This is a genomic window from Curtobacterium sp. MCPF17_021 (assembly GCF_003234605.2).
Classification (GTDB): Bacteria; Actinomycetota; Actinomycetes; order Actinomycetales; family Microbacteriaceae; genus Curtobacterium; species Curtobacterium flaccumfaciens.
On the sequence record NZ_CP126252.1, the window covers coordinates 818,932 to 834,176 of the forward strand.

General features: G+C 72.6%; 15 protein-coding genes. 9 read left to right on the top strand and 6 right to left on the bottom strand.

What is annotated here, in order from left to right:
• From DEJ29_RS04015 to DEJ29_RS04025, 3 genes are all read left to right on the top strand, one after another.
• Positions 1-1,023, top strand: coding sequence for a carbohydrate ABC transporter permease (locus tag DEJ29_RS04015; RefSeq protein ID WP_111095650.1), 1,023 nt, complete (start codon positions 1-3; stop codon positions 1,021-1,023).
• Positions 1,023-1,904, top strand: coding sequence for a carbohydrate ABC transporter permease (locus DEJ29_RS04020; protein WP_017886791.1), 882 nt, complete (start codon positions 1,023-1,025; stop codon positions 1,902-1,904). The genes DEJ29_RS04015 and DEJ29_RS04020 overlap by 1 nt, the downstream gene beginning before the upstream one ends.
• Positions 1,905-2,017: 113 nt before the next feature.
• Positions 2,018-4,420: a glycoside hydrolase family 3 N-terminal domain-containing protein gene (locus DEJ29_RS04025; RefSeq protein ID WP_502866897.1), complete on the top strand. Its 2,403-nt coding sequence runs from the start codon at positions 2,018-2,020 to the stop codon at positions 4,418-4,420.
• Between the two features lie 97 nt (positions 4,421-4,517).
• Here the strand turns inward: DEJ29_RS04025 and DEJ29_RS04030 are convergent, their stop codons facing one another.
• The 3 genes from DEJ29_RS04030 to DEJ29_RS04040 all read right to left on the bottom strand — a co-directional run bounded on the left by DEJ29_RS04030 (position 4,518) and on the right by DEJ29_RS04040 (position 6,841).
• Positions 4,518-5,543 carry a glycosyl hydrolase family 18 protein gene (locus tag DEJ29_RS04030; RefSeq protein WP_110865021.1) on the bottom strand — a complete coding sequence of 342 codons (1,026 nt, stop codon included), beginning with the start codon at positions 5,541-5,543 and terminating at the stop codon, positions 4,518-4,520.
• Between the two features lie 55 nt (positions 5,544-5,598).
• A complete protein-coding gene (locus tag DEJ29_RS04035; protein ID WP_071245963.1) occupies positions 5,599-5,976 on the bottom strand; it encodes a DUF7882 family protein in 378 nt (125 codons plus the stop codon).
• Between the two features lie 106 nt (positions 5,977-6,082).
• Positions 6,083-6,841, bottom strand: coding sequence for a helix-turn-helix domain-containing protein (locus DEJ29_RS04040; RefSeq protein WP_110865022.1), 759 nt, complete (start codon positions 6,839-6,841; stop codon positions 6,083-6,085).
• Between the two features lie 196 nt (positions 6,842-7,037).
• Between DEJ29_RS04040 and DEJ29_RS04045 the strand changes: the two genes are divergently transcribed.
• The 3 genes from DEJ29_RS04045 to DEJ29_RS04055 all read left to right on the top strand — a co-directional run bounded on the left by DEJ29_RS04045 (position 7,038) and on the right by DEJ29_RS04055 (position 8,366).
• Complete coding sequence (locus tag DEJ29_RS04045) at positions 7,038-7,205, top strand: hypothetical protein (RefSeq protein ID WP_181438252.1); 168 nt, start codon at positions 7,038-7,040, stop codon at positions 7,203-7,205.
• Positions 7,206-7,303: 98 nt separating this feature from the next.
• The gene (locus DEJ29_RS04050; RefSeq protein WP_220037358.1) at positions 7,304-8,164 is read left to right on the top strand and encodes a helix-turn-helix transcriptional regulator; all 861 of its coding nucleotides are present in this window, start codon (positions 7,304-7,306) and stop codon (positions 8,162-8,164) included.
• A gap of 10 nt (positions 8,165-8,174) precedes the next feature.
• Positions 8,175-8,366: a hypothetical protein gene (locus DEJ29_RS04055; RefSeq protein WP_111095649.1), complete on the top strand. Its 192-nt coding sequence runs from the start codon at positions 8,175-8,177 to the stop codon at positions 8,364-8,366.
• Here the strand turns inward: DEJ29_RS04055 and DEJ29_RS04060 are convergent.
• The 3 genes from DEJ29_RS04060 to xylA form a co-directional block, all read right to left on the bottom strand.
• Positions 8,359-9,360 (bottom strand): acetylxylan esterase, encoded by a 1,002-nt coding sequence (locus DEJ29_RS04060; protein ID WP_111095648.1) that lies wholly within the window; start codon positions 9,358-9,360, stop codon positions 8,359-8,361. The genes DEJ29_RS04055 and DEJ29_RS04060 overlap by 8 nt on opposite strands.
• 82 nt (positions 9,361-9,442) lie before the next feature.
• On the bottom strand, positions 9,443-10,927 hold the full coding sequence (gene xylB, locus DEJ29_RS04065) for a xylulokinase (RefSeq protein WP_111095647.1): 1,485 nt from the start codon (positions 10,925-10,927) through the stop codon (positions 9,443-9,445).
• Entirely contained in the window at positions 10,920-12,113 is a 1,194-nt protein-coding gene (gene xylA, locus DEJ29_RS04070; protein ID WP_111095671.1) for a xylose isomerase, read from the bottom strand. Before xylA ends, xylB begins: the two co-directional genes overlap by 8 nt.
• A 97-nt stretch (positions 12,114-12,210) precedes the next feature.
• On the opposite strand from xylA, the gene DEJ29_RS04075 reads away from it, so the two are divergent.
• The 3 genes from DEJ29_RS04075 to DEJ29_RS04085 are packed head-to-tail and all read left to right on the top strand — an operon-like array spanning position 12,211 to position 15,214.
• Entirely contained in the window at positions 12,211-13,407 is a 1,197-nt protein-coding gene (locus tag DEJ29_RS04075) for a Gfo/Idh/MocA family protein (protein ID WP_258376001.1), read from the top strand.
• Complete coding sequence (locus tag DEJ29_RS04080; RefSeq protein WP_071405217.1) at positions 13,404-14,111, top strand: ThuA domain-containing protein; 708 nt, start codon at positions 13,404-13,406, stop codon at positions 14,109-14,111. Before DEJ29_RS04075 ends, DEJ29_RS04080 begins: the two co-directional genes overlap by 4 nt.
• The gene (locus tag DEJ29_RS04085) at positions 14,096-15,214 is read left to right on the top strand and encodes a Gfo/Idh/MocA family protein (protein ID WP_111095646.1); all 1,119 of its coding nucleotides are present in this window, start codon (positions 14,096-14,098) and stop codon (positions 15,212-15,214) included. Before DEJ29_RS04080 ends, DEJ29_RS04085 begins: the two co-directional genes overlap by 16 nt.
• Positions 15,215-15,245: the final 31 nt, after the last annotated feature.

Here is a 15,245-nt window from a genome sequence, read left to right on the forward strand (position 1 = left end):
ATGACCCTCGACACCTCGCTCGGTACGACTCCGGCCACCGGGTCGGACACGGCCGCGGGGACGTCCCCGGCGGGGAGCGGTTCGCCGCTCCCCGCCGGTCGGCGGACCAAGCGCCGCATCGCGGACTGGCGGAAGCGCGTCGAGATCGCGGTCCTCGCCGGACCCGCGGTCATCGTCTTCGTCACGTTCGTGATCCTGCCCGTGGCGCTCGCCGCCTACTACGGGTTCTTCAAGTGGCAGGGCTACGGCCCGCCCACCGACTTCGTCGGGCTGCAGAACTACCTGATCATCTTCCAGGACAAGGCGTTCCACGCGGTCCTGATGCACAACGGCTTCATCGTCGTGCTCTCGCTGGTGCTGCAGGGGCCGATCGCGATCGTGCTCGCACTGCTGCTCAACCAGAAGATGCACGGCCGCGGGCTCGTCCGCGTGCTCGTCTTCGTGCCGTACGTCATCTCCGAGGTGATCGTCGGCACCGGGTGGAGCCTGATGCTCCAGTCGAACGGCGCCGTGAACGACCTGTTCCAGAGCATCGGCCTGGGCGGGCTCCGTGCGGACTGGCTGTCGAACCCCGACATCGCCATCTGGACGCTGCTCGTGATCATCTCGTGGAAGTACATCGGCTTCGCGGTGATCCTGTTCCTCGCCGGCCTGCAGAGCATCCCCGAGGAACTGTTCGAGGCCGCCGCCATCGACGGCGCCGGCTACTGGCAGATCCAGCGGCGCATCACGCTGCCGCTGCTCGGTCCGACCATCCGCATCTGGGCGTTCCTGTCGATCATCGGCTCGCTGCAGCTGTTCGACCTCGTCTACATCATCTGGGGGCAGTACATCGCGTCGACCGCGGGCACCTCGACGATGGCGACGTACATGGTCGCCAACGGCCGGACCTCGGGCAACTTCGGCTTCGGCAGCGCCGTCGCGGTCGTGATGTTCGGGATCTCGCTCGTGGTCGCCCTGATCTACCAGCGCTTCGTGCTCCGCCGCGACACCGCGGGTGCACTCACCGAGAGGAAGAACTGATGGCCACCACGAGCATCGTCGCCCCCGGGCGCCGGGCCGTGCGGGAGCGCCGGTCCAGTGCCGCGATCGGACGCGCGAACCCGCTGACGTACGTCGTCGCGATCCTGTTCGTCGCCGCCAACCTGGCACCCGTGCTCTACATCGTGCTGGGCGGCTTCCGGACCAACTCGCAGATCACCACGAGCCCCGCCGGACTGCCGGCACCGTTCGAGTTCGGCAACTACGGGTCCGTGCTGTCCAGCGGTATCTTCTGGCAGCAGCTCGGCAACTCCACGATCAGCGCCGTCACGACCACCCTCGGGGTCGTCGTGCTCGGGCTGATGGTGAGCTTCGTGCTCGCCCGCTACCGGTTCGCCGGCCGCGGGGCGCTGTACGCCCTGTTCGCTGCTGGTCTGATGTTCCCGATCACCGTCGCGATCACCCCGCTGTACCTGCTCGTCAAGGACCTCGGTCTGACGAACAGCCTGGCCGGCGTGATCCTGCCGCAGATCGCGTTCGCGCTGCCGACCACCGTCATCATCCTGGTGCCGTTCCTGCGGGCGATCCCCGACGAGCTCGAGGAGGCCGCGTCGATCGACGGAGCGAGCCGTCTCGGGTTCTTCTTCCGGATGGTCGTGCCGCTGTCGCTGCCCGGGGTCGTCACGGTCGGCATCCTGGCGTTCATCGCCAGCTGGAACAGCTACATCCTGCCGCTGTTCATCCTGAACAACGAGGCCGCGTACACGCTGCCGCTCGGGGTCCAGTCGTTCTCGTCGCAGTACTCCGTCGACACCGCCAAGGTGCTCGCGTTCACCTCGATGTCGATGATCCCGGCGCTCGTGTTCTTCACGATCTTCCAACGCCGCATCGTCGGCGGCCTGACCGGGGCGGTGAAGGGGTGACCGCGACGGACGCGACGCAGACCGCCGGACGCGACCCGCGCCTCCAGAGCGACAGCGCGACGGACGCGACCGCGACCGCCGCCGGACCCCGCGCCGACGCCCTGCTCGCCGTGATGACCCTCGACGAGAAGGTCGCGCAGCTCGTCGGCTACTGGCTCGACCAGAACGGCGTCGTCGCCCCCATGCAGGGCGAGATGGCGGCCGTGCAGCAGGGCAGCACCCTGGCGGACATCACCCGCGACGGCATCGGGCAGTTCACCCGCGTCTACGGCACCCGCCCCGTCGAACCCGACGAACGTGCCGCCTGGCTCTGGGCCGAACAGCGCCGCCTGCAGCGCGAGACCCGGCTCGGGATCCCGGCGCTCGTCCACGAGGAGTGCCTGACCGGGCTCGCCGCGTGGAAGGCCGCGACGTTCCCGACCCCGCTGGCGTGGGGCGCGTCGTTCGACCCGGAGCTCGTCGAGCAGGTCGGCGCCGCGATCGGTGCGTCCATGCGCCAGCTCGGCGTCCACCAGGGGCTCGCACCCGTGCTCGACGTGATCCGTGACCCCCGCTGGGGCCGGGTCGACGAGTGCATCGCCGAGGACCCGTACCTGGTCGGCACGGTCGGCACCGCGTACGTGCGTGGCCTGCAGTCCGCCGGGGTCGACGCGACCCTGAAGCACTTCCTCGGCTACTCGGCGTCGCAGGCGGGGCGGAACCACGCCCCCGTGCACGCCGGGGCCCGCGAGGTCGCCGACGTGTACCTGCCGCCGTTCGAGATGGCGCTGCGCGACGGCGGCGCCCGGAGCGTCATGAACTCGTACGCCGAGATCGACGGCGTGCCCGTCGCGGCGAACGGCGAGCTGCTCACCGACCTGCTCCGCGACCGGCTCGGCTTCGACGGCACCGTCGTCGCGGACTACTTCTCGGTGGCGTTCCTCGAGGTCATGCACGGCATCGCCGCCGACCGTGGCGAGGCCGCGGCGCTGGCGCTCGAGGCCGGCATCGACGTCGAGCTCCCGACCGGTGACGCGTACCTCGCGCCGCTGGTCGAGCGGGTCCGCAGCGGGCAGGTGGACGAGGCACTCGTCGACCGCGCCGTGCTCCGGGTGCTCCGGCAGAAGGAGCGGCTCGGCCTGCTCGAACCGGACGCGTTCGCCGAGGACGCCCCGACCGGGATCGACCTCGACACCCCGCTGCACCAGGCACTCGCACGCCAGCTGGCGGCGAAGTCGCTCGTGCTGCTGTCGAACGACAGCGGCAGCGCCAACAGCGGCACCGCCGACAGCGGCACCGCCGACAGCGGCACCGCCGACGGTGGCACCGTCGACAGCACCACCCCCGTCCTCCCGCTCGCACCGGGGGCCTCCGTCGCCGTCATCGGCCCGAACGCCGACCGCGCCGAGGCCCTGCAGGGCTGCTACTCGTTCGCCAACCACGTGCTCGCCTCGCATCCCGACCTGCCGCTCGGATTCGCGATCCCGACCGTCCGCGAGGCCGTCGCCCGGGCCCTCGGCCCGTCGGCGGTCCGCTTCGCCGCGGGCTGCGCCGTCACGGGCGACGACCGGGCCGGCTTCGCCGACGCGGTCGCCGTGGCCGCCGCCTCGGACGTCGCGGTGGTCGTCGTCGGCGACCAGGCCGGACTCTTCGGCCGCGGCACGGTCGGCGAGGGCAACGACACCGAGTCGCTCGACCTGCCCGGCGTGCAGCGCGAGCTGGTCGAGGCCGTCGTCGCGACCGGCACCCCCACCGTGATGGTGCTGCTCACCGGCCGGCCGTACGCGATCGGCTGGGCGCTCGACGGTGACCAGCCGCGTCCTGCCGCGGTCGTGCAGGCGTTCTTCCCGGGCGAGGGCGGCGGGCTGGCGATCGCCGACCTGCTCACCGGCGAGGCCTCGCCCTCGGGCCGCCTGCCGCTGTCCCTGCCCCGGTCCGCCGGTGCGCAGCCGTTCACGTACCTGCACCCGCGGCTCGGCGGTCCGTCCGACGTCACCGCCGCCGACTCGACGCCGGTGCGACCGTTCGGCTTCGGCCTCGGCTACACCGATTTCGCCTACGACGAGCTCGTCGTCGACCAGGACGTCCGCTCCGACGGCGTCTTCACCGCGTGGGTGACGGTCCGGAACACCGGGTCCCGTGCCGGCGAGGACGTCGTGCAGCTCTACGGGCACGACGTGCACGGCAGCGTCACCAGGCCCGAGGTGCAGCTCCTCGGCTACGCGCGGGTCGCGCTCGCCGCGGGGGAGTCCGCGCGGGTCCGCTTCCGCGTCCCGGTGCAGCGCTTCGCGTTCACCGACCGTCGGATGCGCAAGGTGGTCGAACCCGGCGACGTGCAGGTCTGGGTCGCGTCGCACGCGGCGGCGTCCCGGCCGGGAGGCCCGGTGGCAGCGGGTGGGATCGTCGCCTCGGGCGACGGGCCGGTCCGACACCCCGTCCCCGGCACCGCCACGGCGCGCGCCACCGTCGCGGTCACCGGCTCGGTCCACGAGGTCACCCTCGACGACCCCCGCCTGGTGGAGTGGTCGCTCGTCTGACCTGGTGACGGACCACGCGCCCTGGGCGTGACCGGGTGACGGACGGGAGGCGCGGTGCGGGCTCGCACCGCGCCTCCCGTCCGTCAGCGGGTCGCGGTCACCCGACCGGTTCGATCCGGTCGGACAGGTCCAGCGACCAGACGGCGACGCCCGTCAGGCCGAGCCGTTCCGCCAGCGCGACCCGCTCGCGCAGCGAGCGTGCGTCGGACCACCAGAGCACCTCACCGCTCGGCAGGGTCGCGGTCCACTCGCCGACCGTCGCGTCCCACCGGGCGGTCGCGCCCGCCTTCCGGACCCGGAGCCGGGCCTGGGCGTCGGAGAGCTGACCGGCCGGACGCTTCCCCTTCCAGTGGTAGCCGTACCCGGCGACACCGAGCACGATCTGGTCGGCGGGAGCGAGGGTCGCGAGCGCACGGGCAGCCTTCGACGACCACGCGAGCGACCCGACCGGGCCGGGTGTGTCCGGCTCCCAGGGGCCGTGCTGGTCGTAGGCCATGAGCGTCAGGTGGTCGAGCGGGGCGCGGAGGGCGCGGACGTCGTAGCCGAGGCGGGCGTACCCGGCGGCGGTGGTCGACGCGGACAGGGCGATGTCGAGCCGGACGTCGTCGCCGACGGCGGCCCGGAGCTCCCGGGCGAAGGCGGTGAGACCGGGCTTCTCCGCCGGGGTCAGCGCCTCGAGGTCGATCATGACCGAGTCCCAGCCGCCCGTGGCCACGTCGGCGGCGAGTGATCGGACGACCCGGGCGCGGTTCGCGGGCGAGGTCAGGAGCTTCCGCGCGATCGGCTCGCTGAAGTCCTCGTCGGCCTCGGAGTAGTTGCTGACGAGCAGCTGCGCGGTGAGCCCGTTGGCGTGCGCCCGGTTGCGCTGGGCCTTGGCGGCGCGCGACGGGGCGGTGACCTTCGTGCCCGTGCGGTTCAGCAGCAGGCCGTCGACGCCGACCACGTCCATCGCGGCGGCGTTCGCGTCCACCAGGGCGGTGTCGGCGTTCTCGGGCTGGAAGCCGGTCACGTCGAACCCCTCAGCGTGGGCGGCGGTCGGGGCCGTGCAGCCGGCGAGTGCGAGTCCGGCGGTGAGCGCGGCGGCGAGCAGCGCGGAGCGGCGTCGACGCGGGGTGGTGGTCACGGGGAGGGGCATCCTGTCGCTCGTGCCCGGTCGGGGCGCGTCGTCAGCGCTCCGGTCAGGAGGCGCTGATGGTCGTGGTGGGTCGTGCCGGTGGGGCGCCGGCGACGTCGTCGGCGGAGACCGGGCCCTCTGCGTCCGTCGGTTCCGGGCTCAGGACGAGGCCGGAGCCGCTCGCCGCGCTGGCGTAGAGCTCGTCGAGCCACGAGCGGTTCACGCTCGGGGACTTGCCGCCGGCGAACTTGAAGTGCAGTCCACAGTACGGGTGGATCCAGATGCTGCTGCGGCCCCCGCCGACGGCGGGGTCGTCCTTCCACGAGAACACGAAGCTCTCCCCGCGGCGGATGAGGTTCACGATGACGATCTGCAGGTGCGTGAGCGCACGGTCGTCGAGGCGGAGCTCGAGGGGTTGCGAGTCGTAGATGAGCTGGCCCATGGCGCTGCCTTCCGTTTGCCGGGGCCCGCCGCACGTGCCGGGCCCGCGAGGTCCATCCTCCCCCGGTTCCTCGACCCCTGGCGCTTTTCGTCCATCGACGGCGCGATCAGTCCCGTTCTGTGCCGGTGGCCGACGGTGGGACGGCCGGTGCCGACCACGGCGGGAGCTCGGCCGACGGGTACCCGCCGTGCTCGTCCGGCGCCCGCAGCATCGGGTTGACCGCACGCAGCCGGATGCCGGAGGTGTCCCCGGCGGCCCCGCGGACGGCGTTCGCCAGCAGGAACGCGACGACGTCCGCCGTGCTGCCGTCGGGGTCGTAGCCGTGCCAGGGGCGGTCGTCGCCCTGGGCACGGCGCAGGGCGTGGGCGAAGGTCGCGTCGGCGTCGTCGACCTCCACCTCGCAGTCGAGCACGATCCGGAAGCGTGATCCCTCGCCCGGGGACCCGGCGAGGTCCGACGTGGCGCGGGGGTCCGGGTCCTCCGGGTCGAACGACCGGAGCGCCGCCGACGGTGCCGTGCCGAACGCGGCGCGGTACTCGGCCGCCATCCGACCGGCGTTGCTGAAGTGCCAGTGCTTGGCGACGTCCGCGATGGTGCGACGGTCGGCCGGTGTCATCGACAGCAGGTCGCGGCGGACGCCCTCGAGCCGCACCCCGCGCAGGTACGACGCGGGTGAGGTCTGCAGCTCCCGCCGGAACGCGCTCTGCAGGCCGCGGGTCGACAGGTGTGCGGCGGCGGCGATGTCCGGTACGGAGATCGCTTCGCGGGCGTGGGCGTGCACGAACCGCAGCGCCTCGTGCACGGTGCGCGACAGCCGTGCTCCGCCGTGCTCGGGACCACTCGCCGTGGTCGGTGCCTGGTCCATACGTGGAGGGTACGAGTCGGTCGGGCCGATCGGCCTCCGACGCCACGACGCCGCCGTTATCCGGCGTGCGCGGATGTGGATCGCACCCGTTCGGGGGCCATTGTGGACCCCGTTGAGGGCGCTTATCGTCCAGAAGGTACTCAAACTGTCCCCCTCCGAACAGGGTCGGAGGCGCGGGGGCAGATCGGAGGATCTGATGAGTGGTTACGAGCGTGCACCGGGGGTCGCCCCGGTCCACATCACCTCCTACCGGGCGCGGGCACGGGCTGCCCGGCGCGGGTGGATCGTGCAGTCCGAGGACGACGTCGATCGCGAGCGCTTCACCTTCGCGGACCTCCGCGCCCATCGGGGGCGGAACCCGTGAGGAGCGACACCGTCCCGCGGGCCGCGGTCGGCCACGCTCCCCGGGCGGCCGAGCGGTGCGGTCGGACACCCTCCGACGCCGTCCGGACCGTCCGCGCCGTGTACGACGGTCGCGACGTACGGTTCGCCCCCACCGACCGGTTCGCCTTCCGGCACCGGACCGTGCGCCACCACAACGTCGCGCTGCTGTCGTCGGCGGTGTCGACGGCCGCCGCCGCCTCGTTCTCACCGGACGGCACGCCGGTCCTGGCGTGGTCGACCGCGGGGTGCCTCCGGGTCGACGACGCGGTGCCGACCCGGCCCGGCGTGCCGGTGCTCCTGCCGACGGACCGGCCGTTCACGCTGGTCGTGCCGGCGGGGACCGTCCAGGTGCTGCGGGTCGACCGTGGCTTCCTCGACGCCGTGAACGGGGTCGTGTTCGACCACCGCTTCGACGGCCGACTGCGACCCCTGCCGGACGAGGCCGAGGTGTCGCACCTGCTCGCCCGCATCGACGCGGTCGCCGTCAACGCGCTGCACCCCGATCGCAACCCGGGCGGGCACCTGTCGGCACAGGTGCTGCTGGCCGAGGCGGTCCTCCGGGCCTTCGGCGGGACGGGCACGGAACCCGTCGCGCGGCCGGTGGCCCGGACCGTGGGCACCGTGCAACTGGCGCAGGCCTGGCTCGCGGAGCACTGCGACCGCCCGCTCCAGCTCGCGGACGTCTGCGGGGCCATCGGGGTCAGCTCCCGCACGCTGCAGGAGAACTTCGTGCAGCACGTCGGTGTGAGCCCCATGACGTACCTGATGCAGGTGCGCCTCGACCGGGTCCGGATCGCGCTCCAGCTCGCCGACTGCGCGCAGACGACGGTGGCCGAGGTCGCGCACCGGTGGGGCTTCCGTCACATGGGGCGGTTCTCGAGCACGTACCACCAGCGCTTCGACGAGTACCCGAAGAAGACGCTCCGGACGAGCACCTGAGGCTCGGCCCGTGCGCACCCGACAGCAGCGCCTGATCGGGCTGGCGGAGCGGGTCCTGCTCCACCAGCCCGACGTCGTGCCGGACAGCATCCTGTTCGAGTGGGGCGACCACCGCGGTGACTCGGAACAGACCCTCACCGTGCACTACGACGTCGGTGGTGGGAGCACCGGGCCCCACCACCGGCACCACTACTTCATCTGACGCGGGCCTGCAGCCGGTCCGCCAGGAACGCAGCCTGGCGCTCCCAGTGCCGGAAGCCACCGCCCTCGTGTCCGTTGTACGGGTACACGACGATCTCGCGGTCGTCGGAGCCCAGGGCGTTGAACGCGGCGAAGGTGGTGCGCGGCGGCACGACGTCGTCCATCAGCGCGACCGAGAACAGTGCCGGGGCGGTGACCCCGGCGGCGTGGTTCACCCCGTCCAGGTACGCGGCGGTGGCCCACACGGTGTCAGCCGCGTCGCGGTGGACGGCGAGGTACTGCGCGAGCTCCAGGTACGGTCCGCCGACCGCGACGTCGGTGCCGTTCCGCCAGTCGGCCAGGAACGCCACGTCGGGCAGCACCGCGGCGACCGGTCCGACGTGTGCCTCGACCAGGGCCGCCGCGGCGATCGTGATGCCACCGCCCTGGCTGCCACCGGTCAGTGCGATGCGCTCCGGGTCGACCCCGGGCAGCGTCCGCACCGCCGCGACGAGCCGCACGGCGTCGGTGTAGACGCGGCGGTAGTAGTGGTCGGCGGGCGAGCCGATGCCGCTCGTCATCCAGCCGCTGGCGTGCGGTGCGGAGCCGTGCGGGTCCGGGGTGTCGCCGCCGGCCCACCCGGAGCCCTGGCCGCGGGTGTCCATCACCACGTGCACGTACCCGGCGAGGGCCCAGTGCACGCGCTCGCCCGGCCGACCACGGCCACCGCCGTAGCCGAGGAACTCGACGACGACCGGCAGCGCGCCCGGGTCGTCCGTCACGGGACGGTTGACCCACGCCCGCACCGGGTCACCGGCGAACCCGGGGAACGTCAGGTCCTCGACGACGAGCCCGGTCACCGGGGTCTCGGCCGGCACGAGGGTCACCTCGACGCCCTCGCCCGCGGTCCGGGCGGCGGCGATCGTGTCCGCCCAGAAGGCGTCGAAGTCAGCGGGACGACGGACGTCCGAGCGGTGGGCGCGGAGCGCGTCGAGGGGCAGGTCGGTCAGTGGCATGGGTGTCCTCCGGGGACGATGATGCCCCCGGCGCCCTGGTGGAGGGCGCCGGGGGCGGGGAGTGTCGGATCCGGTGCGTCGGTCAGCGCGCCGCGGCGCGGTACTGCTCGAGCACCTCGGGGTGCGGGTCGGACGGCACGGTGGTCGTCGCGGTGTCCCACGTCGGCAGGGCACCGGTGAGCGCCCACGCGGCCTGCTTCGCAGCACCCGCGGCGACGTACTCGCCGGGCTCCGGCACCAGGACGTCACGGCCGAACACCTGCGCGGCGACGGCGCGGACCGCCGGGTTCCGCGCAGCGCCGCCGATGAGCAGCAACCGCTCGACGGTCACCCCGGTGTCCTGCACCGCGGCCAGTCCGTCGGCGAGGGCGCAGAGCATCCCCTCGACGGCCGCCCGGGCCAGGTGCGCCCGGTCGGTGGTCGCCGGCGTCATGCCGAGCAGCGATGCGGTCGCGTCCGGCCGGTTGGGCGTGCGCTCGCCGACGAAGTACGGCACCAGGACGAGGCCGTCGGCCCCGGCCGGCGCCTGCAGCGCCAGTTCGCCGAGTGCGTCGTGGTCGACGCCGAGCAGGCCGCCGATCACCTCGAGCACGCGGGCCGCGTTGAGCGTCGTGACGATCGGGAGGCGCGACCCGGTCCCGTCGGCGAAGCCCGCCACGGTCCCGCTCGGGTCACGCACCTCGGCGTCGCTGACCCCGAAGACCGTGCCGCTCGTGCCGAGGGACACCGCGACGTCACCCGGGCCGAGACCCAGGCCGAGCGCCGCCCCGGCGTTGTCGCCGAGTCCGGCACCGACGACGAGGCCGGACCGGGCGACCGCGCCGCCGGGCAGCTCGACGTCGGTGGACAGGGTGCCCATCGCCTCGTCGGGAGCGACCACGCGCGGCACGACCACGGCGTCGTCGTCACCCATCGACGCCGGACGCATCGGCCGCCCGAGCGCGAGCTCGAACAGCTCCGGGTCGTACTCGCGGCGCACCGGGTCCCAGTACCCCGTGCCGCTGGCGTCGGACGCATCCGTCGCCAGGGCGTCGAGGTCGGGGCCGAGCGGGCTCTCGTCCGCCGGTCCGTACCCGCGGAGCCGCCACGACAGCCAGTCGTGGGGGAGCGCCACGGCCGCGACGCGGGCCGCGTTCTCGGGCTCCGCGTCGCGGAGCCACCGCAGCTTGGTACCGGTGAACGACGCGACCGGCACCAGCCCCGTCCGGGCGACCCACGCCTCCTGGCCGAGCTCGTCGACCATCTGCGCGGCCGCGTCCGCACTGCGGACGTCGTTCCAGAGCAGGGCGTCGCGGACCACGCGGCCGTCGGCGTCGAGCGCGACCATGCCGTGCTGCTGCCCGGCGATGGCGACGGCACCGACGTCGTCGAGGCCACCGGCATCCGCGACGGCGGCACCGAGGGCGTCCCACCAGTGACGGGGGTCGACGGCGGTGCCGTCCGGGTGGGACGCGCGTCCCTCGCGGACGACCGCACCGGTCGCGGCGTCACGGATGGTGACCTTGCAGGACTGGGTCGACGAGTCGACCCCGGCGACGAGCTGGCGCTCGTCCGTGTTCTCAGCCACGAGCGCCCATGAGGTGCTCCATCGCGAGCTGCTGCAGGCGGACGAAGCCGAAGCCCTTGCCGCCGAAGTAGGCGTCGGCGTCGAAGTCCTCGTAGGCGGAGCGGTCGGCGAGGAACGCGTCGTACGACTCGCCGTCGTTGAGTGTCGGCGTCGACAGCTCGCCGACCTTGGAGGCCTCGAGCGCTGCCTGCACCTCGGGGTCGGCGCGGAACGCCTGCGCACGCTCCTTGAGGAGCAGGTACATGCGCATGTTGGCCGACGCGGAGTCCCAGACGCCGGTGATGTCCTCGGTGCGGCTCGGCTTGTAGTCGAAGTGGCGAGGGCCGTCGTACGCCGGGCCGCCCTGCGGGGCGCCGTGCTCGAGCAGGTCGACGAGCGAGAACGCGTTCTGCAGGTCGCCGTGACCGAACACCAGGTCCTGGTCGTACTTGATGCCGCGCTGGCCGTTGAGGTCGATGTGGAAGAGCTTGCCCTGGTAGAGCGCCTGGGCGATGCCGGCCGTGAAGTTCAGGCCCGCCATCTGCTCGTGGCCGACCTCGGGGTTGATGCCGAACAGCTCCGGACGCTCGAGCGTCTCGGTGAAGGCGATCGCGTGGCCCAGGGTCGGCAGGAGGATGTCGCCGCGGGGCTCGTTCGGCTTCGGCTCGATGGCGAACCGGATGCCGTAGCCCTTGTCGGTGACGTACTGGGCGAGCAGGTTGACGGCCTCGCGGTACCGCTCGAGCGCGGCCTGCACGTCCTTGGCGCTGTCGTACTCGGAGCCTTCGCGGCCACCCCACATGACGAACGTCGACGCGCCGAGCTCGGCGGCGAGGTCGATGTTGCGGAGCACCTTGCGGAGCGCGAAGCGGCGGACCTGCCGGTCGTTCGAGGTGAAGCCGCCGTCCTTGAAGACCGGGGCGGAGAACAGGTTCGTCGTGACCATCGGCACGACGAGCCCAGTCGACTCGAGGGCACCCTTGAGGCGGTCGATCTGGGTCTGGCGTTCGGCGTCGGTGGAACCGAACGCGAACAGGTCGTCGTCGTGGAAGGTCAGGCCGTAGGCCCCGAGCTCGTCGAGCTTCTCGACCGCCTCGACCACGTCGAGGGCGGGTCGGGTCGGCCCGCCGAAGGGGTCGGAGCCGTTGTAGCCGATGGTCCAGAGACCGAAGGAGAACTTGTCTGCACGGGTGGGCGTCGTTGCCATGGTGGTCACCGTTCGTCGTCGAAACAAAATGTTGCCGCGCCCAACATAAGCGGTAGTGTTGGCTGTGGCAAGCACGTGATCGCAAAGGAGCGAGCGGATGGCAAGTGAGTCGACGGTGCAGCAACGACTGCGGGTCGCGATGGTGGGGCACGGCTTCATGGGAGCCGCACACTCACAGGCGTGGCGGACCGCCCCCAGGTTCTTCGACCTCGGAGCCGAGCCGGAGATGGCGGTGGTCGTCGGGCGTGATCCCGAACGCACCGAGGCCGCCCGGCAGCATTACGGCTGGCAGTCGGCGTCCACCGACTGGCGTGCCGTCGTCGCCGATCCGGACATCGACGTCGTCGACGTCGTGTCCCCGGGGTCCTCGCACGTCGAGATCGCGATCGCCGCGCTCCAGGCCGGGAAGCACGTCCTGTGCGAGAAGCCGCTCGCGAACACCGTCGCCGAGGCCGAGGCGATGACCGCCGCCGCCGATGCCGCCCGTGCACAGGGCGTCCGGGCGATGGTCGGGTTCAGCTACCGCCGGGTGCCGGCCATCGCGTTCGCGCGGCAGCTGGTGCAGGACGGCCGGATCGGCACCGTGCGCCAGGTCCGCGCGCTCTACCTGCAGGACTGGCTGGCGGACGAGGACGGCCCGATGACCTGGCGCCTCGACAAGTCGCTCGCCGGCTCCGGTGCGCTCGGGGACATCGGCGCGCACGCCATCGACCTGGTCGAGCACGTCACCGGCGCGTCGCTCGCCACCGTGTCCGGCACCCTCGAGACCTTCGTGACGGAGCGTCCACTGATGGCCGAGGGGGTGGGGCTCTCCGGCACCGCATCGAGCGAGCGCGGGCAGGTCACCGTCGACGACGCCGCGTTCTTCACCGCACGGCTCGACGGCGGCGCGGCCGACGGTGCGATCGGCACGTTCGAGGCCACGCGCTACGCGACCGGCCGGAAGAACGGTCTGACGCTCGAGATCAGCGGGTCCGAGGGCGCGATCCAGTTCGACCTCGAGTCGATGAACGAGCTGCGGTTGTACGAGTCGAACGCGCCGGCCGGGGAACAGGGGTTCCGCCGCATCCTCGTCACCGAGCCCGAGCACCCGTACATGGCCGCGTGGTGGCCGACCGGGCACCTCATCGGGTACGAGCACACCTTCAGCCACCAGGTGAAGGACTTCGTCGACGCGATCGTCGCCGGCACCGACCCGTCGCCGTCGTTCGCCGACGGCCTGCACGTGCAGCGGGTCCTCGACGCGGTCGAACGCAGCGCCGCCGCCGGCAGCACCTGGACGGCGACCTCGTGAGCGCCGCCGAGCAGACCCGCCAGGCGCTCGTCGTCCGCGGCGGGTGGGACGGCCACCAGCCCGTCGAGACCACCGACCTGTTCGTCCCGTTCCTGCGCGAGAACGGGTTCGAGGTCCGGGTGTCGGACTCGACGGCCGTCTACGCCGACGCCGCCGTCATGGACGAGGTCGATCTGATCGTGCAGGTCGTCACGATGTCGACCATCGCCGACGACGAGTTCGCCGGGCTGCAGCGCGCGGTCCTGGGCGGCGCCGGACTGGCCGGCTGGCACGGCGGCATCGCGGACGCGTTCCGGAACACCGCCGACTACCTGCACATGATCGGCGGGCAGTTCGCGCACCACGCCGGCAAGCACCCCGACGAGCGCGTCGGGGAACAGTCCGACAACTACATCCCCTACACGGTGCACCTCACCGACCTCGGGCACGAACACCCGATCACGCAGGGCATCGAGGACTTCGACCTCGTCACCGAGCAGTACTGGGTGCTGTCCGACGAGTACAACGACGTCCTCGCGACCACCACCCAGGATGCGCGCGACTTCGACGCCTGGAACCGCCCGGTCACCGCACCGGCGATCTGGACACGGCAGTGGGGCGAAGGCCGCGTGTTCGTCTCCGCACCAGGGCACCGCCTCGAGGTCGTCGAGTCGCAGCCACTCCGCACCATCATCGAACGGGGACTCCTGTGGGCAGCACGGTGAACGAAGGGGTGCTCCGCGTCGGTGTCGTCGGCGTCGGGGTCATCAGCCAGCAGTACTTCGAGCACTTCCCGGCGCTGCCCGGGCTGTCGCTCGTGGCGGTCGCCGACCTCGACGTCGCCCGTGCCCAGCAGGTCGGTACTGCACAGGGCGTTCGCGGCACCACCGTGGACGACCTGCTCGCCGCCGACGACGTCGACGTGGTGCTCAACCTGACGATCCCGGCCGCGCACGCCGACATCGCCACCCGGGCCCTCGCCGCCGGCAAGCACGTCTACGGCGAGAAGCCGCTCGCGATGTCCACCGCCGAGGCCGCACCGGTGCTCGAAGCAGCCCGCGCCGCCGGCCTGCGCGTCGGCAGCGCCCCGGACACCGTCCTCGGCACCGGCATCCAGACCGCACGGGCCGCCCTCGACGACGGCGCGATCGGCACCCCGGTCGGTGCCGCCGTCGCCTGGAGCGCCCCCGGGCACGAGCTCTGGCACCCCGCGCCCGCGTTCTACTACCAGCCGGGCGGCGGACCGCTCCTCGACATGGGGCCGTACTACCTGACCAGCCTCGTCACGTTCTTCGGGCCGGTCGTCCGGGTCAGCGGCAGCGCCACCCGCTCCACCCGCGAACGGACGATCGCCACCGGACCGAACGCCGGCACGTCGATCCCGGTCGACATCGACACCCACGTCGTCGCGATCCTCGAGCACGAGAACGGCGTGGTCTCCACCGTCACCGTCTCGTTCGAGGTGTGGGCCACCCGCGCCCCGCTGTTCGAGGTGTACGGCACCGCCGGCACCCTCGGCGTCCCGGACCCGAACCGGTTCTCGGACACCGTGTCCATCGCCATCGCCACCGCCGACGACCGCTCGTGGCGCGACCTGCCGGTCACCGCCGGGTACGCCGACGCCGGCCGCGGCTACGGTCTCGCCGACATGGCGCACGCGATCGCGACGGACCGGCCGCACCGAGCCTCCGGCGACCTCGCGTTCCACGTGCTCGAGGTCATGGAGGCGGTCTCCGCCGCCGCCCGAGCCCACTCGGTCGTCGACGTGCACTCGCGCGTCGAGCGACCCGCCACCGTCCCCGCCGGGTCCGCACCCGGATCCTGGTGACGGAACCCGACCACCGCGAAGAAGGACGACG